The following is a 21,164-nucleotide window of genomic DNA, read 5'->3' as shown; positions in this document are numbered from 1 at the left end:
GAATCAGCGCGCGTGCGCCGTCTCCCGCACCCCGGCGAAGAGATCGGACTCGGGCATCGGGCTGTCCACCACCGAACGGGCGAGCTCGTAGTCCTCCGTCGGCCAGGCGCGCCGCTGGAGTTCCATCGGCACGTGGAACCAGAAGCCGTCCGGGTCGACCTGGGTGGCGTGGGCGCGCAGCGCGTCGTCACGGACCGGGAAGTATTCGGCGCAGTCCACCCGGGTCGTGATCCGGGGGCCCTTGTCCGGCCGATCCTCCCAGCGCTTGAGCCACTCGTCGTAGGGCGACTCCAGGCCGGCGGCGAGCATGCCCTCGTGCAAGGCCATGATCTTGGCCTTGGAGAAGCCGATGTCGTAGTAGAGCTTCAGTGGCTGCCACGGGGCGCCCAGCTCCGGGTAGCGCTCCGGGTCGCCGGCCGCCTCGAAGGCGGCCACGCTCACCTTGTGGCACATGATGTGGTCGGGGTGCGGGTAGCCGCCCTCTTCGTCGTACGTGGTGACCACGTGCGGACGGAACTCGCGCATCAGCCGCACCAGCGGGCCGGCGGCCACCTCGACGTCCTGGAGGGCGAAGCAGCCCCCGGGCAGCGGCGGCAGCGGGTCACCCTCGGGCAGCCCGGAGTCGACGAAGCCGAGCCAGGCCTGCTCGACGCCGAGGATCGCCCGGGCGGCGTCCATCTCGGCGCGGCGGATCTCGCCGATGTTGGCCCACACGTCGGGGCGGTCGAGCTTGGGGTTGAGCACGCTGCCGCGCTCCCCGCCGGTGCACGTCACGACCAGGACATCCACGCCCTCGGCGACGTACTTGGCCATGGTCGCCGCACCCTTGCTCGATTCGTCGTCCGGGTGCGCGTGGACGGCCATGAGACGCAGTTGTTCTGCCAACTTCGGCACTCCTCGTCTGTGCCGGCCGGTGGACCCGACCGGGCTCGACCGGCTGACCTGCCGGGATCCTCCTCCGCACCCGGTCGCCGATCGGCACCAGGGGTGCCCGACCTGCCATTCCCGCCGCTGAGCCGGGCTGGGAGGATGGACTCTGTCATTCTTGCTGATGCCGCCGACAACAACGCCAGGAGATACCCGCCGGTGACCGAGACGCACGCCACAATTCCACCGGGCGCGCCGGTTTTTCCGGCCGGCCGCTACGGCCGCCGTCGGGCGACCGGCGGCGGGCGCCGCCGCACGCTGCTGACCGCGCTGGCGCTGGTGGTGCTGGTGGGGGCGCTGAGCCTGATCTCGGTCCGGCTCTACCGGCAGTACGGCGACCCCGTCTACGACGCCCAAGTGATCACCTATACCGACATCACGGACAACCAGGTGCTGGTCGACTTCCGGGTGACCGTGCCACCGGGTGGATCGACGGTCTGCGTCCTGCGTGCCCGGGACCGCGCTGGCGCCGAGGTGGCCCGCGAGGAGGTCACGGTGACCGCCGAGCCGGGCAACCGGCACGTGACCGCCCGGCACCGCCTGGCCACCACCGGCCGGCCGTTCATCGGCGAGGTGCTGCGCTGCCGAGCCCCGGCCTGAGCTGCCACGACAGCGCCGCGGCAGGCGGTCGGGAGGGGCCGGTGCGGACCCGTACCCCCGGTGTTGGAGGCGGACACCAGCGGTGATCACCGACACCCTGTGTCGTACCGCACTGGTAACTTGGTAGTTCACCTGTCAGCCAGCCACGCACAACTGAGGAGACCGCCTGTGTCCACTGGCAACGAGGCGCCCGCCACCTGGCTGTCCCAGGACGCGTACGACCGCCTCCAGGCCGAGCTCGACGAGCACATCGCCAACCGCCCGGCGATCGCCGCGGAGATCAACGCCCGGCGCGAGGAGGGCGACCTGCGGGAGAACGGCGGCTACCACGCCGCCCGCGAGGAGCAGGGCAAGGCCGAGGGCCGGATCCGCTACCTGCAGGAGCTGCTGCGCACCGCCAAGGTCGGCGAGGCGCCGACGACGGACGCGGTGTCGCCCGGCATGGTGGTGACGATCTACTTCGACGACGACACCGAGGACACCGAGACCTTCCTGCTCGGCTCCCGGGAGATCGCGGCCACCACCGACCTGACCGTCTACAGCCCCGAGTCGGCGCTCGGCAAGGCGATCCTGGGCGGTCGGCCCGGGCAGACCTGCACCTACACGGCGCCGAGCGGTGCCGACATCAAGGTGACCGTGGTCAGCTTCGACCCGTTCTCCGGCTGATCGCCACCGGCCCCACCACACGCTGCGGCGCACCGCCGGCGAGGCGTGGCACCTGCGGGTGTCACGCCTCGCCGGCGAAGACCACCTGGTAACCGCTGGCCCGCAGTGCGCTGATCAGCGTGTCCGAGTGCTCCACCCCCCGTGTCTCCACCGACAGCGCCACCTCCACCTCGCCGAGGCCGAGGTGCGGGTTGGCCCGCTGGTGCTCCACGTCCACCACGTTGGCCCGATGCTCGGCGATCTGGGTGAGCAGCGAGGCCAGTTGCCCGGGCCGGTCCGAGCAGCGCACCGTCACCCTCAGGTAGCGACCCGCGGCGGCCAGACCATGCTCGATCACCCGCAGCATCAGCAGCGGGTCGATGTTGCCGCCGGAGAGCACCGCGACCACCGGGGCCTCCACCTGCACCACACCGGCCAGCAACGCGGCGACGCCGACCGCGCCGGCCGGCTCGACCACCTGCTTGCCCCGCTCCAACAGCATCAGCAGCGCCCGGGAGATGTCCTCCTCCGAGACCGTGACGATCTCGTCGACCAGCTTGCGGACGTGACTGAAGGTGATCTCCCCCGGCCGGCCGACCGCGATGCCGTCCGCGATGGTGGAGAAGGCGGGCAACCGGACCGGTTCCCCAGCCACCAGTGAGGGCGGGAAGGCCGCCGCGCCGGCCGCCTGCACACCGATGATGCGGACGTCGGGCCGCAGCGCCTTGGCGGCCACCGCCATGCCCGAGATCAGACCGCCGCCACCCACCCCGGTGATGATGGTACGCACGTCCGGGCACTGTTCGAGGATCTCCAGCGCCACCGTGCCCTGGCCGGCGATCACATCCGGGTGGTCGAACGGGTGGATCAGCACCGCGCCGGTGCGCTCGGCGTACGTGTGCGCGGCGACCAGCGCCTCGTCGACCGTGTTGCCGGCCAACTCGACCTGCGCGCCGTACCCCTTGGTGGCGGCCACCTTCGGCAACGGCGCGTTGACCGGCATGAAGACCGTGGCGTGCGTGCCGACCAGACCGGCGGCCAGCGCCACGCCCTGCGCATGGTTGCCCGCGCTCGCCGCGACCACGCCGCGTTCCCGCTCCGCCGCCGACAGCCGCGAGATCCGCACGTACGCACCGCGCACCTTGTACGAGCCGGCCCGCTGCACGTTCTCGCACTTCAGCCACGTCGGCCCGCCCAGCGCCGCGCTCAGCGGCCGGGAGGGCTCCAGCGGCGTGGTCCGGGTGACGCCGGCGAGCAGTTCGCGCGCGGCCCGCACGTCGTCGAGACCGACCAGTTCCGTCATGCCCCGATCGTGCCACCCGCCCCCGGCGCCCCCTGCGGCGACACCGCGGACGCCGGAGGCAACCCGGTCGGCACGGGTTCACCCGGCGCCGGCACGCCGAGGACCGGGAGCACCGGCCAGCCCGGGGCGGCGACCGGCCAGACCGGCATGGCCCGGGCGATGCGCGCCTCCTGCATGGTGGAGATCCGGCGGACCAGCACGATCAGCGCCACGGCGGCGACCACGCAGGCCACGGCGGGCAGCGTGTTGCGGAGCACGGAGTCCCGGTAGTGGTCGACGTACGCCTGGTAGCCGGCATCGGTGAAGGGGGCCTCCGGCAGCCTGTCGTACGCCTCGCCGTCGGCGCGACTGACCAGCCGCTCGCCGAGGAGGAACACCAGCCAGGCGGCCCACCAGACGTACACAGGCTCGGGGTGAACCGCCGCCAGAGGCTGTCGCGGGCCACGTTGGCCACCACCCGGGCCGGCATCACGAAGTTCGCGAACGGCACCAGCCAACCGGCGATCGCCCAGCCGGCCGCGAGCGACGGCAGCGCACCCGGGAACGCCTCGATGTTCTTCCGCGCCCGCCACGTCCAGATGATGACCAGCACGGCGGCGGTGAGGTACGCGGCCAACATGGGCAGCGACAGCAGCCCTCCGACGATCGCCGCGCCGAGCAGCAGGTCCGCGTTGCCCTCGGCCCTGGCCTGCCGGGCCATCGCCATCCCCACCAGCGGAGCGAGTGCCGCTACGAGGTACAGCACAGCGGTCGCGCCGACCGCGATGCGGGCAGCCAGGCCGATGCCACGTACCGAGTAGGTCGGCAGCCCCGGAGTGACGGCGGGCTGGCCGATCGGCGTGTAGCAGCGCTGGCATTCGTGGTGCTCGGGGGAAGTGGCGTCCCCGCAGGTCTGGCAGCGCATTGATGTCTCCCGGTCAGCGCGACGATGCGCGCACACCGTAGACGATCATGCGGCGGCCGGCGACCCCGTTCCGACCCGGGGATAGCCGGGGGCGTGCCGGGACCACGGGGCGGCCATCTCGAACTGACCGGCCACGCCGAGCAGCAGCAGCTCCGAGCCGGGCGGACCGACCAGCTGCACGGCGACGGGCAGCCCGTCCGGGCGGCGACCCACCGGCACCACGATCGCCGGCAGACCGGCGATGTTCCACGGCGCAGCGAACGGGGCGTACCGGATGTTGGCCGTCATGTTCGCCCGCCAGGACCGGTCGGACCAGCGTGCGGCCTCCGGCGGCGCGCTGGCCAGCGCCGGGGTGAGCAGCAGGTCGACGGAGTGGTCGGTGAAGAAGTCGATGGACCGCTGCCGCCAGGCGGCCCGGTCGGCCTCCCGGACGTAGCCGCGGCGCTGCGCCCACTCGCCCAGGGCGACGTGTCGCCGGGTGCGCCGTTGCAGGTCGCGCCGGTCCAGCCCGCCGGCCCGGACGTCGGCCGCGGCGGCGGCGAACCAGGTGGCGATGCCCTGCAGGCCGAGCGCGGTGGGATAGACCGGATCGGCCGGCACGGTGTCGTGCCCGGCCGCGGCGAGCAGCCGGCCGGCGGCCGCGACCGCGTCGCGGTTGGGCGCGTCCGGCGAGACACCGCGCACCGGGGAGCGCAGCGAGACGCCCACCCGCAGCCGCTGCGGCGGGACCAGCTTCTCCGGTCGCCGGCCGGCGAGCACCGAGAAGCTGACCGCCGCGTCCGCCACCGTGCTGGTCAACATGCCGTGCTCGGTGAGGCCGAACCAGTCTTCCGCGCCGAGCTGGCGGGGGACCACGCCCCGGCCGGGCTTGAGCCCGACCAGGCCACAGCAGGCCGCCGGGATCCGGATCGAACCGAGGCCGTCGTTGCCGTGCGCGATCGGCACCAGCCCGGCGGCCACCGCGGCGGCGGCGCCGCCGGAGGAGCCGCCGGGTGTACGCCCGCTGTCCCACGGATTGCGGGTCACCGCACCGTTGTCGTCGGTGAGCGCCCACAGCCCCAGCTCGGGCATCCGGGTCACGCCGAGGATCACCGCGCCGGCTCCGCGCAGGCGGCGCACCACCTCGTGGTCGGCCTCCGCCACCTCGGTACGCACCGCGGCGGAGCCGTTCCAGGTGGGCAGGCCGGCGACCGGAGTGTTCTCCTTGACCGCCACCGGCACCCCGGCCAGCGGCAGGTTGGCCAGGTCCTCCTGCTCGTCGACCTTCTCCGCCTCGGTGATCGCCTCGCCGCCGCGCACGGCGCGGAACGCGGCCAGCTCGCCGTCGGCCCGCGCGATGTACTCGAGGTGATCGGCGACGACCTGGGTGGCCGAGACGTCTCCCCTGCGTACGCCCCGGGCGATCTGCTTGGCGGTCGCCCCGACCCAGGTCGCCATGATGTCCTGCACGGCCATCCTCCCCAGCGGTCAGCCCAGTGCCTGCTCCAGATCGGCGAGCAGGTCGTCGACCGTCTCGATGCCGACAGACAGTCGCACGAGATCGCCGGGAACTTCAAGCGGCGAGCCGGCAGCACTTGCGTGTGTCATCCGCCCCGGGTGCTCGATCAGGGACTCCACCCCGCCCAGCGACTCGGCGAGCACGAAGAGCTTGGCCCGGTTGCAGATCTCCACCGCGTGGTCCTCGCCGCCGGCCGCCCGGAAGGAGATCATGCCGCCGAACCGGCGCATCTGCTTGGCGGCCACCTCGTGGCCGGGGTGCGAGGGCAGCCCGGGGTAGAGCACCTGGGCCACCTTGGCGTGCCCGTCGAGGTATCCAGCGAGCCGCTCGGCGTTGTCGCAGTGCCGGTCCATCCGTACCCCGAGGGTCTTGATGCCGCGCAGGGTGAGCCAGGCGTCGAACGGGCCGTTGATCGCGCCCATCGCGTTCTGGTGGTAGCGCAGCTCCTCGCCGAGCGCGGCGTCGGCGACGACTAGCGCGCCACCGACCACATCGGAGTGGCCACCGATGTACTTGGTGGTGGAGTGCACCACCACGTCCGCGCCGTGCGCGATCGGCTGTTGCAGGTACGGCGAGGCGAAGGTGTTGTCGACCACCAGCAGCGCGCCCGCGTCGTGCGCCACGGCGGCCAGGGCGGCGATGTCGGCGATGCCGAGCAGCGGGTTGGTCGGCGTCTCCACCCAGACGATCTTCGTACGGCCCGGCTGCACGGCGGCCCGGACCGCGGCCGCGTCGGACACCTTGGCCGGGGTGAACTCCAGGCCCCACCGCTGGGCGACCCGGGCGAACAGCCGGTACGTGCCGCCGTACGCGTCGTCCGGGATGACCACGTGGTCGCCCGGCTTGCAGACGGCCCGCAGCAGGGTGTCCTCGGCAGCCAGGCCGCTGGCGAAGGCGAGCCCCACCGGCCCGCCCTCGAGCGCGGCCAGGCACTCCTGGAGCGCGTCGCGGGTCGGGTTGCCGGAGCGGCTGTACTCGTAGCCGAGCCGGGGCGCGCCGACAGCGTCCTGCGCGTACGTGCTGGTCTGGTAGATCGGTGGAATCACCGCGCCGGTGCGGGCCTCAGGGTCCTGACCGGCGTGAATGGCGAGCGTCTCGAAGCCGTGGTTCATTCTGGTGAGGCTAGTGCCCCGCCCGGCGGTCCGGGGCGGGGCCGGGCAGCCGGCATAGCCTGGACCGATGAGCGGGTGCGTCTTCTGTGGGATCGTGGCCGGCGAGGTGCCCGCGTTCCGGGTGGCCGACGAGCCGGACGGAGTGGCGTTCCTGGACACCCGCCCGGTCTTCGTGGGGCACGTGCTGGTGGTGCCCCGGGCCCACCTGGTGACCCTGGCCGAGCTGCCGGCCGACCTGCTGCCGGGCTACTTCGCGCTGGTCCAGCGGCTCGCGGTGGCTGTGGAGACCGGTCTGGGGGCTGGTGGGACGTTCGTAGCGATGAACAACAAGGTGTCCCAATCCGTGCCGCACCTGCACACCCACGTGGTGCCCCGGACGAAGAAGGACGGGCTGCGCGGGTTCTTCTGGCCGCGTACCCGCTACCCGAGCGATCAGGACGCCCGGGACGTCGCCGCCCGGGTGGCCGACGCGCTGCCACCCCCGCCCGGCCGGCGGCCTGACTGCCGGCCTGGCGGGTAAGGAACCTGGGCCCGCCGGCGTTGCATGCGGCAGAGGTAGGAGAGGAGTTCCACCGTGTTCCTTCGCCAGTCCAAGGCTGAGCTGCCCACCCCCGACCAGGCCCTGCCGGGCCGCTCGATCCCCATGCCGGTCGCCGACCGGCACGAGGTGCTCGGGACCCCGCTGAAGGGCCCGTACCCGGAGGGCCTCCAGGTCGCCGTCTTCGGTATGGGCTGTTTCTGGGGCGCCGAGCGGCTGTTCTGGACGCTGCCAGGGGTGTTCACCACCTCCGCCGGCTACGCGGGTGGCATCACCAAGAACCCGACGTACGAGGAGACGTGCTCCGGCCGGACCGGGCACGCCGAGGTCGTCCAGGTGGTCTACGACCCGAGCAAGATCGCTTATGAGGATCTGCTGAAGGTCTTCTGGGAGAACCACGACCCGACCCAGGGCATGCGCCAGGGCAACGACGTGGGCACCCAGTACCGGTCGGCGATCTACACGACCACCGACGAGCAGCGGGCCACCGCGGAGTCGTCCCGGGACGCGTTCCGGCCCATCGTGACGCGGGCCGGCAAGGGTGAGATCACCACGGAGATCGCCCCGCTCGCCGGCTACTACTTCGCTGAGGACTACCACCAGCAGTACCTGGCGCCGACAAAGAACCCGAACGGGTACTGCAACCACGGCCCGAACGGGCTGAGCTGCCCGGTCGGCGTGGCGCGCACCGCCGGCTGACCGCCAGCCACCCGCACGACCACGATGCCCGGCCGCCGAGAGGCGGCCGGGCATTCCCGTCCGGCGTGTGATCGAAATCCGTTGCCGAGCCCGGCCGGGACTCGATAGCGTGGCGGTACACGTGAAAGGAGGTGGTCCAGACTTGTATAGCAATCGGACTCGTGAGGTGGCTGTCCGCTAGCCGCTGTCCTCGACAGTGATCGGTCCGCCGCGAGGCGGGCACCAGCAACAACGTCGAGACCGTGTGGCAGCGGTGCGGCGAATCCACGACAGCCACCCGACCCCCGGGGTGCCGGCCCAGTCCAGCCGGCCCGCGCGAGAGCGCGGAACACCCCGGGGGTCGCTTCATCTCCCGGCAGGGGCCGGGCCGGTCAGGTCAGCCGGAGGAGAGCGCCGTGTCGATGCGCGAGCTGGTGGTGCTCGGGACGGCCAGTCAGGCCCCGACCCGGCGGCGCAACCACAACGGTTACGTGCTGCGCTGGGACGACGAGGTGATCCTCTTTGACCCGGGCGAGGGCAGCCAGCGCCAACTCCTGCACACCACGGTCACCGCCACCGACCTGACCCGGATCTGCGTCACCCACTTCCACGGCGACCACTGCCTCGGCCTGCCCGGCACCATCCAGCGGCTCTCGCTGGACCGGGTGACGCACCCGGTCGCCGTGCACTTCCCGGCCGGCGGCGCCGAATACTTCGCCCGGCTGCGGCACGCCACCTCCTTCTACGAGACCGCCGAGCTGCGGGTCGAACCGATCGAGGCGGACGGGCAGCGGATCACCCTGGGCTGCGGCACGCTGGAGGCGCGCCGGCTGCGGCACCCCATTGAGACGTACGGCTACCGGCTCATCGAGCCGGACGGCTGCCGGATGCTGCCGGAGAAGCTGGCCGCGTACGGCATCGCCGGGCCGGCCGTCGGCGAGCTGATCCGGGTGGGCCACCTCGACCTGGACGGACGCCGCGTCACCCGGGACGAGGTGAGCGTGCCCCGGCCGGGGCAGCGGTTCGCCTTCGTGATGGACACCGGTCTCTGCGACGGCGTCTACGCCCTCGCCGAGCACGCCGACCTGCTGGTCATCGAGTCGACCTTCCTGGAGTCGGAGGCCGCGCTCGCCGCCGAGGTCGGCCATCTGACCGCGGCGCAGGCCGCCCGGGTGGCGACCGAGTCCGGGGTACGGCGGCTGCTGCTCACCCACTTCTCGCAGCGGTACCCCGACCCGCGCCGGTTCCACGACGAGGCGCGCGCGCACTTCGACGGCGACCTGATCATCGCCGAGGACCTGACCACGGTGCAGCTCCCACCACGCCGGGTAGCCTCGGCCGGGTGACCGTCACGCTCCGCCCCGCCACCGGTGACGACCTGATGGGGGTGGGCGCCCTGCACCAGCGCTCCCGGGTCGCCACGTACTCCTCCTTCCTGCCGGCCGAGGCGCTGGCCGACCCGACACCGGAGGCGATGGGGCGGTACTGGTCCGAGCGGTGGGGCTGGGAGCGGGACACCCACCGGCTGACCGTGGCGGAGCGCGCCGGGACGCTGGTCGGGTTCAGCTACCTCGGCCCGGACGACGAGGACGATCCGGCCACCGGGCTGCTCAACGCCATCCACCTGGACCCGGCCGAGCAGGGGCGGGGCATCGGCCGCACGCTGATGGTCGACGCGCTGGACGCCATGCGCGGGCGGGGCTGGCGGCGAGCGGTGCTCTGGGTGCTCCGGGACAACGTGCACGCCCGTGGCTTCTACGAGCGCGGCGGGTGGATCCCGACCGGTCTGGAGCGCGAGGAGCACATCGGTGCCGCCCTTACGCCTCAACTTCGCTACACACGCCTCTGCTGAGAAGACCGGGTGAGCGCCTCCGCGCGCCAGGCGCCTCCGCGCGTCAGGCGCCCACCCCTATTTCAGGGCCTTTGCTCTGCTTCAACCTACGCAACAGTGAACGTCCGATTATCGGACACTCGATGTTGCGTGGAGTGAAGCAGAGCAAAGGACACGGTGGAGGTCGGTGCCGCCCGCACCTGGGAACTCGAAGGCAGGGCGGAGAGGGACTTAGTGGGCACCCAGGTGGGCGAGGAGGTCCTGGCGGGTGAGGACGCCCTTGGGCTTGCCGTCGACGAGGACCAGGGCGGCGTCGGACTTCTCCAGCAGGCCGACGGCCTCGCTGACCGGCTGGCCACCACCGATCATCGGCAGCGGGTCGCCCATGTGCCGCTCGATCGTGTCGTGCAGGTGCGCCTGCCCGGTGAACAGCGCGTCGAGCAGGTCCCGTTCCGCGATGGAACCGGCCACCTCGCCGGTCACCACCGGCGGCTCGGCCTTGAGCACCGGCAGCTGCGAGACGCCGTACTCGCGCATGTAGTCGATCGCGTCGCGGACCGTCTCGGTCGGGTGGACGTGCACCAGCTCGGGCAGCCCGCCCGGCTTGCTCGCCAGCGCGTCGGCCACCGTCGGCTCGGTGCCGGAGTTGTCGAGGAAGCCGTACCGGGCCATCCACGAGTCGTTGAAAATCTTGGAAAGGTAGCCCCGGCCACCGTCCGGCAGCAGCACGACCACCACGTCGTCCGGGCCGGCCCGGCGAGCCACCTCCAGCGCGGCGACCACCGCCATGCCGCAGGAACCGCCGACCAGCAGCCCCTCCTCGCGGGCCAGCCGCCGGGTCATCTCGAAGGACGCCTTGTCGGAGACCTCGACGATCTCGTCGGCGACGCCCCGGTCGTACGTCTCCGGCCAGAAGTCCTCGCCGACGCCCTCCACCAGGTACGGCCGGCCGGTGCCGCCGGAGTAGACGGAGCCCTCCGGGTCGGCCCCGATGATCCGCACCCGGCCCTCGGAGGCCTCCTTGAGGTAGCGGCCGATGCCGGAGATGGTGCCGCCGGTGCCGACGCCCGCCACGAAGTGGGTGAGCCCGCCCTCGGTCTGCTTCCACAGCTCCGGGCCGGTCGTCTCGTAGTGCGAGCGCGGGTTGGCCGGGTTGCTGTACTGGTTGGGCTTCCAGGCGCCGGGGATCTCCCGGGTCAGCCGGTCGGAGACGTTGTAGTACGAGCGCGGGTCCTCCGGGGCGACGGCGGTCGGGCAGACCACCACCTCGGCGCCGTACGCCCGGAGCACGTCCTGCTTGTCCTGGCTGACCTTGTCGGGGCAGACGAAGACGCAGCGGTAGCCCTTGAGCTGGGCCACCAGGGCCAGCCCGACGCCGGTGTTGCCACTGGTCGGCTCGACGATGGTGCCGCCGGGCTTGAGCAGGCCGGCCGCCTCGGCGTCCTCCACCATCCGCAGCGCGATCCGATCCTTCACCGAGCCGCCCGGGTTGACGTACTCGACCTTGGCGAGCACGGTGGCCTGGATGCCCTCGGTGACGTTACGCAGGCGTACCAGCGGGGTGTTGCCGATCATGTCGACGACGTTGTCGTAGTACTGCACGGTGTGCCCTTCGTTGCGGCGCCGGCGACGGCGGCCGGGCAGACGTTTCCTCGCCGCCCAGGGTACGTGCCGTCAGGGCACCAGCCCCCCGGGGATGACCGAGCTGCGCCGGGCCTCCCACTCGAGGAAGCGGTCGGTCTCGGCGAGCACGCTCCCGGCCAGCCAAGTGACCATGACCGCGTCGTCCGCGAGCCCGAAGATCGCCAGTGGGATCTCGGGGAGCAGGTCGATCGGCGAGACGATGTACGCCGTCGCCGCGGTCATCAGGGCCAGCCGGAGGCCACCGTCGTACTGCCCACGGGCGGTGGCCCGGATCATCCGGGGCAGTGCCGCCAACCGGGCGCCCAGTGACGGCCCGCCGCGTGCCCCGGACGCCAGTGCCCGGGCCAGCGCCGTGAACGCCGCGCTGCGCTTCAGTGTCTTTGCCATGGTCGCGCTCCTCTCCGCCGGATCAGCGTGGCGGGTCGGCGCAAGTCTGCCGGCCTCCCCCGGGACAGGTACCCCGTCGCGTCGGTTTCCAGGCACCCGCGAGCCGTCACGACGACAGCGGCGTGTCGGCCCGGCGAGATAATGTCGTGGTATGGGGGTGGCTGGTTCCGTCGTACCCGTTGATCCGCGCTGGCGGCAGGCCCGGCGGGTCGCCCGCCTGGCGGCCCTCGGGACGGGCGCCACCGCGGCGGCCGCGATCGCGACCGGCGGCGTGCTGCTCGGCCAGGCCCGCCAGGCCCGGCGCACCATCCCGATGGCCGAGGCGCCGCCGCCGCGCTGTGACGGGGTGTACGGCGCGAAGTTCCCTGGCCCGGCGCTCACCATGGTCGTGCTCGGCGACTCGTCGGCGGCCGGCTACGGGGTGCACCGCCGCCGGGAGACGCCCGGCGCTCTGCTCGCCACCGGCCTGTCCCGAAGGCTGCACCGGCCGGTGCGGCTGCACCGTTTCGCGGTGGTCGGGGCCATCTCGGCAGTGCTCCGGCACCAGGTGGAAGCGGCGCTGGAGCGCCAGCCCGACATCGCGGTGATCCTGATCGGCGGCAACGACATCACCAACCGCACCCCGCGCGGGCTGGCCGTGCGCTACCTGGTTGAGGCGGTCCGCACACTGCGCGACGCCGGATGCGAGGTGGTCGTCGGCACCTGCCCCGATCTGGGCGCGATCCGCCCGATCCAGCCACCGCTGCGTTGGCTGGCGCACCGGTGGAGCCGGCAGCTCGCCGCCGCCCAGACGGTGGCCGTGGTCGAGGCGGGCGGCTGGACGGTCTCTCTCGGCGACCTGCTCGGCCCCCGCTTCGTGGCCGAGCCGCACCGGATGTTCGCCTGGGACCGGTTCCATCCCTCGGCCGAGGGGTACGCGGTGGCCGCCGCCGCGCTGCTTCCGACGATGCTCTCCGCGCTCGGCACGGGGCAGGAACGACGGGTCACACCTACACCGGGCGAGGGCGTACGGTCGCTGCCGGAGGCCGCGCAGGAGGCGGCCCGGCACGCCGGCACGGAGGTCAGCGGCACCCAGGTCCGGGGCCACGACCGCGGGCCGGCCGGCCGGTGGGCGCAGCTGCGCCGCCGGGCGTTCTTCGGTGTCGGTGCGGTGCCGCAGCGCGGGGCCGCCCCGGACACCTCGACAGTGGAGGGACTGGCATGAACGAGCGCAGCGAGCGGGACGTGACCGCCGGTTTTTCGGGCCGACTGGGTCGGGCCGCGGCCCTCTCGCTGCTCGCCGGCACCGTGGGCGGCGCTGCCGTCCTGGCCGGCGAGGCGTTCGTCGCCCGGCACCGGCGCTACGCGCAACCGGAGCTGGGGCTGGCGCTGCGGGCCACGATCGGCCGGGCTGGCGCGCCGCCGCTGCGGCTGGTGCTGCTCGGCGACTCGTCGGCGTTGGGCGTGGGCGTCGACCGGCTCGAGGACACCATCGGCGGGCAGTTGGCCAACCTGCTCGCCGAGGGCCCCGCCGGGCTGCGGGTGCACCTGTCCAGCGTCGGCGTCTCCGGGTCCCGCTCGACGGACCTGACCACCCAGGTGGCCCGGGCCCTGCTCGGCGAGCGGCCCGACGTGGCGCTGGTCCTGATCGGGTCGAACGACGCCACCGGGCTGCGCCGGCCCGCCGACGCGGCGGCGTATCTCGGTGCGGCGGTGCACCGGCTGCGCGAGGCGCGGGTCGAGGTGGTGGTGGGCACCTGCCCCGATCTCGGCGCCGTACGGGCCATCGCGCCCCCGTTGCGTCAGCTCGTCGGCTGGTCCGGGCGCCGCGTGGCCCGAGCCCAGACCACGGCCGTGCTGGATGCCGGCGGCGCGGTGGTCGATCTGGCCACCGAGACCGGGCCGGTGTTCCGGGCCGACGCGGGCACGCTCTGCCACGACGGCTTCCATCCCTCCGCCGACGGCTACCGGGTGTGGGCGCACGCCCTGCTCCCCGCCGTAGCGGCCGCTGCGGTGGTCGCCTCGCGCCGCTAGATCGACCGGGCTCGGGGTGACATTTCCCGCCGGGCCGCCTTCTTCCGCGCCAAGTTACCGTCGGGTTAACGTGGGTCCATGCCGATTGAGTCGTCCCGCGACGCCGTCATCGTCGCCACCGCCCGCTCCCCCATCGGCCGGGCGCACAAGGGGTCCCTGCGCGACGTCCGCTCCGACGACCTCGCCGCGACCGTCGTCCAGGCGGCCCTGGACAAGATCCCCCAGCTCGACCCGACCACGATCGACGACCTCTACCTCGGGTGCGGCCTGCCCGGTGGCGAGCAGGGCTTCAACATGGCCCGGGTGGTGACCACCCTGCTCGGGCTGGACACCGTGCCCGGCGCCACGCTCACCCGCTACTGCGCCTCCTCCTTGCAGACCACCCGGATGGCCATGCACGCGATCCGGGCCGGCGAGGGCGACGTGTTCGTCTCCGCCGGCGTGGAGATGGTCTCCCGGTACGCCCGGGGCAGCTCCGACGGGCTGCCCCCCGAGGCGCAGGCGCTGGTCGGCGGCGGTTGGGAAAATTCGCGCTTCGCGGCGGCCGGTGAGCGCTCGAAGCGTCGCGCGCAGGGCGGCGCCGAGGTGTGGACCGACCCACGCGAGTCCGGCGAGCTGCCGGACATCTACCTGACCATGGGGCAGACCGCGGAGAACCTGGCCCAGGTGTACGACGTCACCCGCGCCGACATGGACGCGTTCGGCGTCCGCAGCCAGAACCTCGCCGAGAAGGCCATCGCCGACGGCTTCTGGGCCCGGGAGATCACCCCGGTCACCACGCCGGACGGCACGGTGGTGAGCACCGACGACGGCCCGCGGGCGGGCGTCACCGTGGAGGGCGTGGCCGGCCTGAAGCCGGTGTTCCGTCCGGACGGCCGGATCACCGCCGGCAACTGCTGCCCGCTCAACGACGGCGCCGCCGCCGTGGTGGTGATGAGCGCGCAGCGGGCTGAGGAGCTCGGGCTGACCCCGCTGGCCCGGATCGTCTCCACCGGCGTGACCGCGCTGTCACCGGAGATCATGGGCCTCGGTCCGGTCGAGGCGTCCCGGCAGGCGCTGCGCCGCGCCGGCATGACCATCGACGACGTCGACCTGGTCGAGATCAACGAGGCGTTCGCCGCGCAGGTCATTCCCTCGTACCGGGAGCTGGGCATCCCGGAGGAGAAGCTGAACGTGATGGGCGGCGCGATCGCCGTCGGCCACCCGTTCGGCATGACCGGCGCCCGGATCACCGGCACCCTGCTCAACGCACTGGAGTGGCACGACAAGACCATCGGTCTGGAGACCATGTGCGTCGGCGGCGGTCAGGGCATGGCCATGGTGCTGGAGCGGCTCAGCTGAGCCGACAGTCTCTCAAAGAGCGCTGCGGGTCGCCGTCACCTCGGCGGCGGCCCGCGCCAGCACCTCGGCACCCGGGCCGGCGGCGATCAGGTCCGCCACCACCACCCGCACCTGGTCGGGCAGGGCCAGGTCGTTGTCCAGCCGGGGCACCACCCGGCGGGGCTCGCCCTCGGCATCGGCGGCCAGGTTGGCGATCTCCTGGACGAGCCGGTGCACCAGGTCGGCGCGGGACATGTTGCCGGTGGTCGCGGCCGCCGCCCAGCGGGGCTGCTGCCAGTGCCCGACCTGACGGACCAGCAGCTGCACGGCCTGGTCCAACTCCGCTGCGCTCATCGCCGCCGAGTCTACGGCCGGCGCCGGGCGCTGGACGTCGGGCCGGTCAGCGGCGCAGGTAGCTGAGCAGCCGCAGCAGCTGCCAGTAGAGGAAGACCAGCCCTGTGAGCAGGCCGAACGCGCTCAGCCACGCGTACCGGCGGGGTCGGCCGTCGCGCACCGAGCGCTCGACGAGGTCGAAGTCGAGGATGAAGCTGAGCGCGCCAGCGATGATGGCCACGACCGAGAAGGCGTACGGCAGCCAGCCGACCTCGCCACTGACGCTGTAGACGGCCAGCCCCGGCCGCCCCGAAATCAGGTACGACACCAGGTTGACCACGCTGAGCACGGCGATGCCGAGCAGCGCCCCGATCACCAGGCGGGCCAGCCGGGGCGTCGCCCGGATGATCCGGGCCCGGTAGAGCGCCGCCATGCCGAGGAAGACGCCGAAGGTGCCGGCCACCGCCTGCACCACGATGCCCGGATAGACCAGCTCGAAGGCGCGGCTGGCCACCCCCAGCAGCAGCCCCTGGAGCAGGGCGTAGCCGACGATCGGCACCGGGTTGGTGATCCCGCGCAGCGAGATGACCAGGACCAGCGCGATCGAGGCGAGCGCGCTACCGGCCAGCGCGGCGGGCAGCCAGGCCGCCTCCGGCACCACGGCCCAGGAGACCGCCGCGGCCGCGCCGGTGAGCAGCAGCAACCCGACGGTGCGGACCACCACGTCGTCGACGGTCATCGCCTCGACGTCGCGGGCGCCGAGCACCCGGGCCTCCAACCGGCCGGTCTCGTCCAGCCGGTTGAGCACCGGGTTGTTGCTGCGCACCGCCGCCTCCTTCGCCGCGTACCCCATCGCAGTCACTCTGCCCCGGGCGGACCGGCGGCGGCGGGTAAACGGCACGGCCGGCGCAGACGACGGCGCCCGCCACCGCGGAAGCGGGGCGGGCGCCGGTCGGCACTGCGGACGAGATCAGTCGTCACCCTGGAAGTAGCTCAGCAGGCGCAGGATCTCGATGTACAGCCAGACCAGGCTGACCAGGATGCCGAAGGCGGCCGTCCAGGAGTAGCGCTGCGGCAGGCCCATCCGGACGCCGTCCTCGATCTCCTTGAAGCTGAGCACGAAGCTCAGCGAGGCGACCACGATGCACACCAGGCTGAAGCCGATGGCCAGCGGACTGCCGTCGCGCAGGCCGGTGTTGACACCGAACAGGGCCAGCACCAGGTTGATCAGCATGACCGCGAAGAGACCGGTCATCACCGCGATCATGCCCTTGACGAAGGCCGGGGTGGCCCGGATGACCTTCGCCCGGTACAGCATCGCCATCAGGAAGAAGATGCCGAAGCTGGCCGCCGCGGCCTGGAGCACGATGCCGTCGAACGCCGTCTCGAACGCCTTGCTGACCATGCCGACGAAGACGCCCTCGACGACCGCGTACGTGATGACCAGCGCCGGGTTGGCCATCCGGGAGAACGAGATGATCAGGCCGAGCACCAGGCCGACGACCGCCGCGCCGATCCAGGCGACACCGACCAGCGCGTCGGGCACGAGCACCCAGGCGGCTGCGGCGGAGATGCCGAGGATGCCGAGCAGGGCGACGGTCTTGACCACCACGTCGTCGACGGTCATGGGCGCCACGGTCGGCGGCGCTGCCGGGTAACCGGCCTGGGACGGGTACTGCTGGGGAATGCCGGGCTGTCCGTACGGCCCGGTCGGGGCGTACCCGGCGGAACGCTCCCGCTCGGCCGCCTGGCCGAGCCGGGCGAGCACCGGGTTCGAGGTCTTCACTGTCTGGCCTCCCTCAGGGGGTCGTTTGCACGTGAACGTGCCCTCCAAGAGTAAACGGCCCGGCCAACTCCTGGTGATCACGAATGAGAATGCGTTCAAGCCCGCTGGTGCCCGGGGCGGGGGTCGAACCCGCACGCCTTGCGGCAGCCGCTTTTAAGGCGGCCGTGTCTGCCGTTCCACCACCCGGGCGGGGTGGCACCGGCGCGCCGACACGCACGGTGCAGTGTCACCGTAGCCGGTTCACGGCGACCCGGCGTACCCCGCCAGGCTGGCCGCACTAGGGTCGATGCCGTGAGCAGCGCAGCCCCCACGGCCCCCGACGCCGCCCCTGAGCAGGCCTTCCGCCTCGCCGATCAGGTCAACCGCCAAGCCTGGGCCGTCCGGCTGCTGGCCGCCGTCCGTCGGCACCGGGCGGACCTGCTCGTCGCGCTGATCTGCACGGTGGTGGCCGGCTGGCTCACCCACGGGCTGTGGCCCGACCCGGCCGGCCGGACGCTGGCGCTGAACCCGGAGGACCAGGCCCTCTACGAGTGGTTCCTCGCGGTCGACGCGCGAGCGCTGCTCGGCGACTTCAGCCTGCTCACCGACCGGCTCAACGCCCCCGACGGGGTCAACCTGATGGCCAACACCACGGTCATCGCGCTCGGCATCGTCTGCGCGCCGATCACCCTGCTGCTCGGCGCGCCGGTCACCTTCGCGCTGCTCGCCGCCGCCAACCTGGCCGGCACCGCCGTCGCCTGGTACCTGCTGTTCCACCGCGCGATGCGCGTCCGCCGGTTCGCCGCCGCCCTCGGCGGAGGGCTGTGCGGGTTCGGCCCCGGCATGATCTCGCAGACCAACAGTCATCTGCACATGACCGCCCAGTGGCTGGTGCCGGTGATCGTCTGGCTGGTGGCCCGGCTGCTGCGGGCGTCCGACCCGGGGCCCACGCCGCCCGCCACCCGCGCCGGGTCCGACCGTGCGCTGCGCGCCGCACCGGACCGGCGGCGCATGCTCAGCTCCGCGGCCGGGCTGGCCGCGACGGTCACCGCACAGGTCTTCATCGGCGAGGAGGTGCTCTTCCTCGCCGCCGTCACGCTGCTGGTGATGGCGGTCAGCTACGCCGTGGCGGACCGGGACCTGGCCCGCCGGGCGCTGCCCAACTTCGCCGGCGGGCTGGCGATCGCCGCCGGGCTGGCCCTGCTGGTACTCGGATATCCGCTGTGGTTCCAGTTCGCCGGACCACAGGGGGTCGCCGACGGGATGTTCAGTCCGGCCTACTTCTCCGCCGACCTCAGCAGCTGGTGGACCGTCTCCCCACTGTCGGTGGCCGGCAGCGCCGAATCCGCCCGGCTGACCACCGGCCCGGCTGAGTACAACACCTTCCTCGGCCTGCCGCTGCTGCTGGTCACCGCGCTCTGCGCGATCTGGGTCTGGATGGGGCGGCGCCGGCTGGTTCTCGCCTGCGTGGTCGCGGCGCTGGCGATGGGCGCGCTCTCACTCGGTCCGGAGGTGGTGCTCGGCGGCACCAGGACGGCGCTGCCCGGCCCGTACGCCCTGCTGGCCGGGTTGCCGGTGGTGGACGGCGCGCTGCCGATGCGGTTCGGCCTGGCGCTGCTCCCGATCGTCGCGACACTGCTGGTGCTGGCACTCGACAAGGCCCTCCGCAGCACCGGTCGGGCGCGGCGGCTGGTGCCGCTGGGCGTCGTCGCGGCGCTGCTGCCGATCTTCCCGACGCCGCTGCCGACGGCCGAGCGGCCCGCCGTGCCGGAGTTCATCACCGGCGGGCACTGGCGGCAGTGCGTCCACCCGGGCGGCGTGCTGGTCCCGGTACCGCTGCCCACGCCCAAGGAACCGTGGCCGATGCGCTGGGCGGCCGCCGCCGACGCCGGCTTCGGTCTGCCCGAGGGATTCTTCATCGGGCCGTACGGGCGGGGCGGCACCGCGGCGATGGGCACCTTCAAGCAGCCCACCTCCGCCCTGCTGGCGGACGTCGCGCGGCGCGGCGACCAGCCGGTCATCGGCGACGAGCAGCGCCGGCAGGCCGCCCGGGACGCCGACTTCTGGGGCGCCTCCTGCGTGGCGCTGGCGGACGACGCCCCACACGTGGAGAGCCTGCGCGCGACGCTGGAGCAGCTCTACGGCCCGGCCACCCGGATCGCCGACGCCTGGATCTGGCGGGTCTGACGCCACCGGCGCGCCGCGCCCCGGCCCCGCTCCGGGCGTTAAGAAGGGGCCCCTCCTCTACCGGAAACGATAGGAAGGGGCCCCTGCGCACATCTCGGTCAGACGCGGGGGGCACCGACCGGCTGGGATGCCTCGACGAACTCCTCGCGCGGGTCGTGCAGCTGACCCAGGGCGACCACCTCACGCTTGAGGAAGAACGCCAGCGACCAGTCCACCAAAACCCGTACCTTGCGGTTGAACGACGGGATCCGGCTCATGTGGTACGTCCGGTGCATGAACCAGGCCGGCCAGCCGGTCATCTTGACGCCGTATACCTGGGCGACGCCCTTGTGCAGGCCGAGACTGGCGACGCTGCCGGCGTGCTTGTGCTTGTAGTTGACCGGCTCCCGGCCCCGGATCACCGCTGCGATGTTGTCGGCCATCAGGGCGGCCTGACGCACCGCGTGCTGGGCGCTCGGCGAGCAGAAGTTGCCCGGCTCCTTGGTCAGGTCGGGCACCGCCGAGCAGTCGCCGGCGCTCCACGCGCCCTCGACCACCCGGTCACCGTCGACCACCTGGAGAGTGGGCAGGCAGGTGACCCGCCGGCGGTCGTCGCGCGGGAAGTCGGTGGCGTCCAGCATCGGCGACGGCTTCACGCCGGCCGTCCAGACGATCGTGTCGGAGCGGAAGCTGTCGCCGTCGGAGAGCTTGACCAACCCGTCGACGCAGGACTCCAGCCGGGTGTCCAACCGGATGTCCATGTTCCGCTTGAGCAGCTGCTGCACCGTGTAGGCGCCCATGTCCCGATCGACCTCCGGCAGCACCCGCTGGGTGGCCTCGACCAGCACCCAGCGCATCTCCTCGGGCTCCAGCTCCGGGTAGTAGCGCATGGCGTCCCGGGCCATGTCCTCCATCTCGGCGAGCGCCTCGATGCCGGCGTACCCACCACCGACGAAGGTGAAGGTCAGCGCCGAACGGCGAACCTCGGGATCCGGGGTGACGGCAGCCACGTCCAGACGGTCCAGCACGTGGTTGCGAAGGTAGATCGCCTCGCCGATGGTCTTGAACCCGATGCCCTGCTCGTGCAGGCCGGGGATCGGCAGCGTCCGCGACACCGAACCCGGCGCCACGATCACATGGTCGTACGCGATCTCCCGGGCCGGGCCGACGATCGGCTGCACGGTGGCCACCTTGCGGTCGTGCTCGACACGCGTGACCGTGCCTGACACCACCGTGCACCGGCGCAACTCCCGCCGCAGCGGCACCACGGAATGCCGCGGGGAGATGTTGCCCGCCGCCGCCTCGGGCAGGAACGGCTGGTACGTCATGTGCGGCTGGGGGTCCACGACGATGACCTCAGCCTCACGGGAGCTGAGCTTCTTCGACAGGCGCAGGGCCGCATAGAGACCAACGTGCCCGGCACCCACCACAAGGATCCGCTTCGGATTCACGTCATCTATCTTTCCCCGGCCGGCTCAGGTAATCCCGCTCGCGCCCCCC

At 72.7% G+C, this 21,164-nt stretch carries 19 protein-coding genes, 1 tRNA gene and 2 pseudogenes; 10 read left to right on the top strand and 12 right to left on the bottom strand.

What is annotated here, in order from left to right; translation table 11 throughout:
* Positions 1 to 3 precede the first annotated feature (3 nt).
* Positions 4 to 885 carry a mycothiol conjugate amidase Mca gene (gene mca / locus KBX63_RS13390; RefSeq protein WP_210911337.1) on the bottom strand — a complete coding sequence of 294 codons (882 nt, stop codon included), beginning with the start codon at positions 883 to 885 and terminating at the stop codon, positions 4 to 6.
* A 201-nt stretch (positions 886 to 1,086) separates the two neighbouring features.
* On the opposite strand from mca, the gene KBX63_RS13385 reads away from it, so the two are divergent.
* Both KBX63_RS13385 and greA read left to right on the top strand, forming a co-directional pair.
* Positions 1,087 to 1,527, top strand: a complete 441-nt coding sequence (locus KBX63_RS13385) for a DUF4307 domain-containing protein (protein ID WP_210911336.1) — start codon at positions 1,087 to 1,089, stop codon at positions 1,525 to 1,527.
* A 168-nt stretch (positions 1,528 to 1,695) separates the two neighbouring features.
* Positions 1,696 to 2,193 carry a transcription elongation factor GreA gene (greA, locus tag KBX63_RS13380; RefSeq protein WP_210911335.1) on the top strand — a complete coding sequence of 166 codons (498 nt, stop codon included), beginning with the start codon at positions 1,696 to 1,698 and terminating at the stop codon, positions 2,191 to 2,193.
* Between the two features lie 61 nt (positions 2,194 to 2,254).
* On the opposite strand, the gene ilvA is transcribed toward greA, so the two are convergent.
* The 4 genes and pseudogenes from ilvA to KBX63_RS13360 form a co-directional block, all read right to left on the bottom strand.
* Positions 2,255 to 3,475, bottom strand: a complete 1,221-nt coding sequence (gene ilvA / locus KBX63_RS13375; protein ID WP_210911334.1) for a threonine ammonia-lyase — start codon at positions 3,473 to 3,475, stop codon at positions 2,255 to 2,257.
* Positions 3,472 to 4,094: pseudogene (locus tag KBX63_RS13370) on the bottom strand (DUF4328 domain-containing protein). The gene ilvA and the pseudogene KBX63_RS13370 overlap by 4 nt, the downstream one beginning before the upstream one ends.
* 330 nt (positions 4,095 to 4,424) lie before the next feature.
* Positions 4,425 to 5,834 (bottom strand): amidase, encoded by a 1,410-nt coding sequence (locus KBX63_RS13365; RefSeq protein WP_210911333.1) that lies wholly within the window; start codon positions 5,832 to 5,834, stop codon positions 4,425 to 4,427.
* A 12-nt stretch (positions 5,835 to 5,846) separates the two neighbouring features.
* Positions 5,847 to 6,989 carry a cystathionine gamma-synthase gene (locus KBX63_RS13360; RefSeq protein WP_210911332.1) on the bottom strand — a complete coding sequence of 381 codons (1,143 nt, stop codon included), beginning with the start codon at positions 6,987 to 6,989 and terminating at the stop codon, positions 5,847 to 5,849.
* A gap of 67 nt (positions 6,990 to 7,056) precedes the next feature.
* Between KBX63_RS13360 and KBX63_RS13355 the strand changes: the two genes are divergently transcribed.
* The 4 genes from KBX63_RS13355 (at position 7,057) to KBX63_RS13340 (ending at position 10,057) form a co-directional block, all read left to right on the top strand.
* Positions 7,057 to 7,509 (top strand): HIT family protein, encoded by a 453-nt coding sequence (locus tag KBX63_RS13355; RefSeq protein ID WP_210911331.1) that lies wholly within the window; start codon positions 7,057 to 7,059, stop codon positions 7,507 to 7,509.
* 54 nt (positions 7,510 to 7,563) lie between these two features.
* Positions 7,564 to 8,226: a peptide-methionine (S)-S-oxide reductase MsrA gene (msrA, locus tag KBX63_RS13350; protein WP_210911330.1), complete on the top strand. Its 663-nt coding sequence runs from the start codon at positions 7,564 to 7,566 to the stop codon at positions 8,224 to 8,226.
* A gap of 395 nt (positions 8,227 to 8,621) precedes the next feature.
* Positions 8,622 to 9,551 carry a ribonuclease Z gene (locus tag KBX63_RS13345; RefSeq protein WP_210911329.1) on the top strand — a complete coding sequence of 310 codons (930 nt, stop codon included), beginning with the start codon at positions 8,622 to 8,624 and terminating at the stop codon, positions 9,549 to 9,551.
* Positions 9,548 to 10,057, top strand: coding sequence for a GNAT family N-acetyltransferase (locus KBX63_RS13340; protein ID WP_210911328.1), 510 nt, complete (start codon positions 9,548 to 9,550; stop codon positions 10,055 to 10,057). Before KBX63_RS13345 ends, KBX63_RS13340 begins: the two co-directional genes overlap by 4 nt.
* A 210-nt stretch (positions 10,058 to 10,267) precedes the next feature.
* On the opposite strand, the gene KBX63_RS13335 is transcribed toward KBX63_RS13340, so the two are convergent.
* Both KBX63_RS13335 and KBX63_RS13330 read right to left on the bottom strand, forming a co-directional pair.
* Positions 10,268 to 11,638, bottom strand: a complete 1,371-nt coding sequence (locus KBX63_RS13335) for a cystathionine beta-synthase (protein WP_210911327.1) — start codon at positions 11,636 to 11,638, stop codon at positions 10,268 to 10,270.
* 72 nt (positions 11,639 to 11,710) lie between these two features.
* Entirely contained in the window at positions 11,711 to 12,067 is a 357-nt protein-coding gene (locus KBX63_RS13330) for a YkvA family protein (protein WP_210911326.1), read from the bottom strand.
* A 151-nt stretch (positions 12,068 to 12,218) separates the two neighbouring features.
* On the opposite strand from KBX63_RS13330, the pseudogene KBX63_RS13325 reads away from it, so the two are divergent.
* The 3 genes and pseudogenes from KBX63_RS13325 to KBX63_RS13315 form a co-directional block, all read left to right on the top strand.
* A pseudogene (locus tag KBX63_RS13325) lies at positions 12,219 to 13,285 on the top strand (SGNH/GDSL hydrolase family protein); the annotation flags it as partial.
* On the top strand, positions 13,268 to 14,080 hold the full coding sequence (locus KBX63_RS13320) for an SGNH/GDSL hydrolase family protein (protein ID WP_210911324.1): 813 nt from the start codon (positions 13,268 to 13,270) through the stop codon (positions 14,078 to 14,080). The pseudogene KBX63_RS13325 and the gene KBX63_RS13320, both read left to right, overlap by 18 nt.
* 78 nt (positions 14,081 to 14,158) lie before the next feature.
* Positions 14,159 to 15,421, top strand: a complete 1,263-nt coding sequence (locus tag KBX63_RS13315; protein ID WP_210911323.1) for an acetyl-CoA C-acetyltransferase — start codon at positions 14,159 to 14,161, stop codon at positions 15,419 to 15,421.
* A gap of 12 nt (positions 15,422 to 15,433) precedes the next feature.
* Here KBX63_RS13315 and KBX63_RS13310 read toward each other — a convergent pair whose 3' ends face one another.
* From KBX63_RS13310 to KBX63_RS13295, 4 genes are all read right to left on the bottom strand, one after another.
* Positions 15,434 to 15,754, bottom strand: a complete 321-nt coding sequence (locus KBX63_RS13310; RefSeq protein ID WP_210911322.1) for a hypothetical protein — start codon at positions 15,752 to 15,754, stop codon at positions 15,434 to 15,436.
* Between the two features lie 46 nt (positions 15,755 to 15,800).
* The gene (locus tag KBX63_RS13305; protein WP_247662267.1) at positions 15,801 to 16,586 is read right to left on the bottom strand and encodes a Bax inhibitor-1/YccA family protein; all 786 of its coding nucleotides are present in this window, start codon (positions 16,584 to 16,586) and stop codon (positions 15,801 to 15,803) included.
* A 117-nt stretch (positions 16,587 to 16,703) separates the two neighbouring features.
* Complete coding sequence (locus tag KBX63_RS13300) at positions 16,704 to 17,519, bottom strand: Bax inhibitor-1/YccA family protein (protein WP_210911321.1); 816 nt, start codon at positions 17,517 to 17,519, stop codon at positions 16,704 to 16,706.
* A 105-nt stretch (positions 17,520 to 17,624) separates the two neighbouring features.
* Positions 17,625 to 17,708, bottom strand: a tRNA-Leu gene (locus KBX63_RS13295).
* A gap of 102 nt (positions 17,709 to 17,810) precedes the next feature.
* On the opposite strand from KBX63_RS13295, the gene KBX63_RS13290 reads away from it, so the two are divergent.
* Positions 17,811 to 19,685, top strand: a complete 1,875-nt coding sequence (locus tag KBX63_RS13290) for a hypothetical protein (RefSeq protein WP_210911320.1) — start codon at positions 17,811 to 17,813, stop codon at positions 19,683 to 19,685.
* A gap of 98 nt (positions 19,686 to 19,783) precedes the next feature.
* On the opposite strand, the gene KBX63_RS13285 is transcribed toward KBX63_RS13290, so the two are convergent.
* Complete coding sequence (locus KBX63_RS13285) at positions 19,784 to 21,115, bottom strand: NAD(P)/FAD-dependent oxidoreductase (protein ID WP_210911319.1); 1,332 nt, start codon at positions 21,113 to 21,115, stop codon at positions 19,784 to 19,786.
* Between the last annotated feature and the right edge of the window lie 49 nt (positions 21,116 to 21,164).

Source organism: Micromonospora sp. U21 (genome assembly GCF_018070045.1).
In the GTDB taxonomy this organism is placed as follows: Bacteria; Actinomycetota; Actinomycetes; order Mycobacteriales; family Micromonosporaceae; genus Micromonospora.
The sequence above is the reverse complement of the archived record's forward strand: the minus strand, read 5'-3'. Positions and strand labels throughout refer to the sequence as shown.

Coding starts and splice junctions, on each gene's coding strand:
- ilvA (WP_210911334.1), bottom strand. CDS start 3,475: ATGACGGAACTGGTCGGTCTCGACGACGTGCGGGCCGCGCGCGAACTG.
- KBX63_RS13365 (WP_210911333.1), bottom strand. CDS start 5,834: ATGGCCGTGCAGGACATCATGGCGACCTGGGTCGGGGCGACCGCCAAG.
- KBX63_RS13360 (WP_210911332.1), bottom strand. CDS start 6,989: ATGAACCACGGCTTCGAGACGCTCGCCATTCACGCCGGTCAGGACCCT.
- KBX63_RS13355 (WP_210911331.1), top strand. CDS start 7,057: ATGAGCGGGTGCGTCTTCTGTGGGATCGTGGCCGGCGAGGTGCCCGCG.
- KBX63_RS13330 (WP_210911326.1), bottom strand. CDS start 12,067: ATGGCAAAGACACTGAAGCGCAGCGCGGCGTTCACGGCGCTGGCCCGG.
- KBX63_RS13320 (WP_210911324.1), top strand. CDS start 13,268: ATGAACGAGCGCAGCGAGCGGGACGTGACCGCCGGTTTTTCGGGCCGA.
- KBX63_RS13315 (WP_210911323.1), top strand. CDS start 14,159: ATGCCGATTGAGTCGTCCCGCGACGCCGTCATCGTCGCCACCGCCCGC.
- KBX63_RS13310 (WP_210911322.1), bottom strand. CDS start 15,754: ATGAGCGCAGCGGAGTTGGACCAGGCCGTGCAGCTGCTGGTCCGTCAG.
- KBX63_RS13305 (WP_247662267.1), bottom strand. CDS start 16,586: ATGGGGTACGCGGCGAAGGAGGCGGCGGTGCGCAGCAACAACCCGGTG.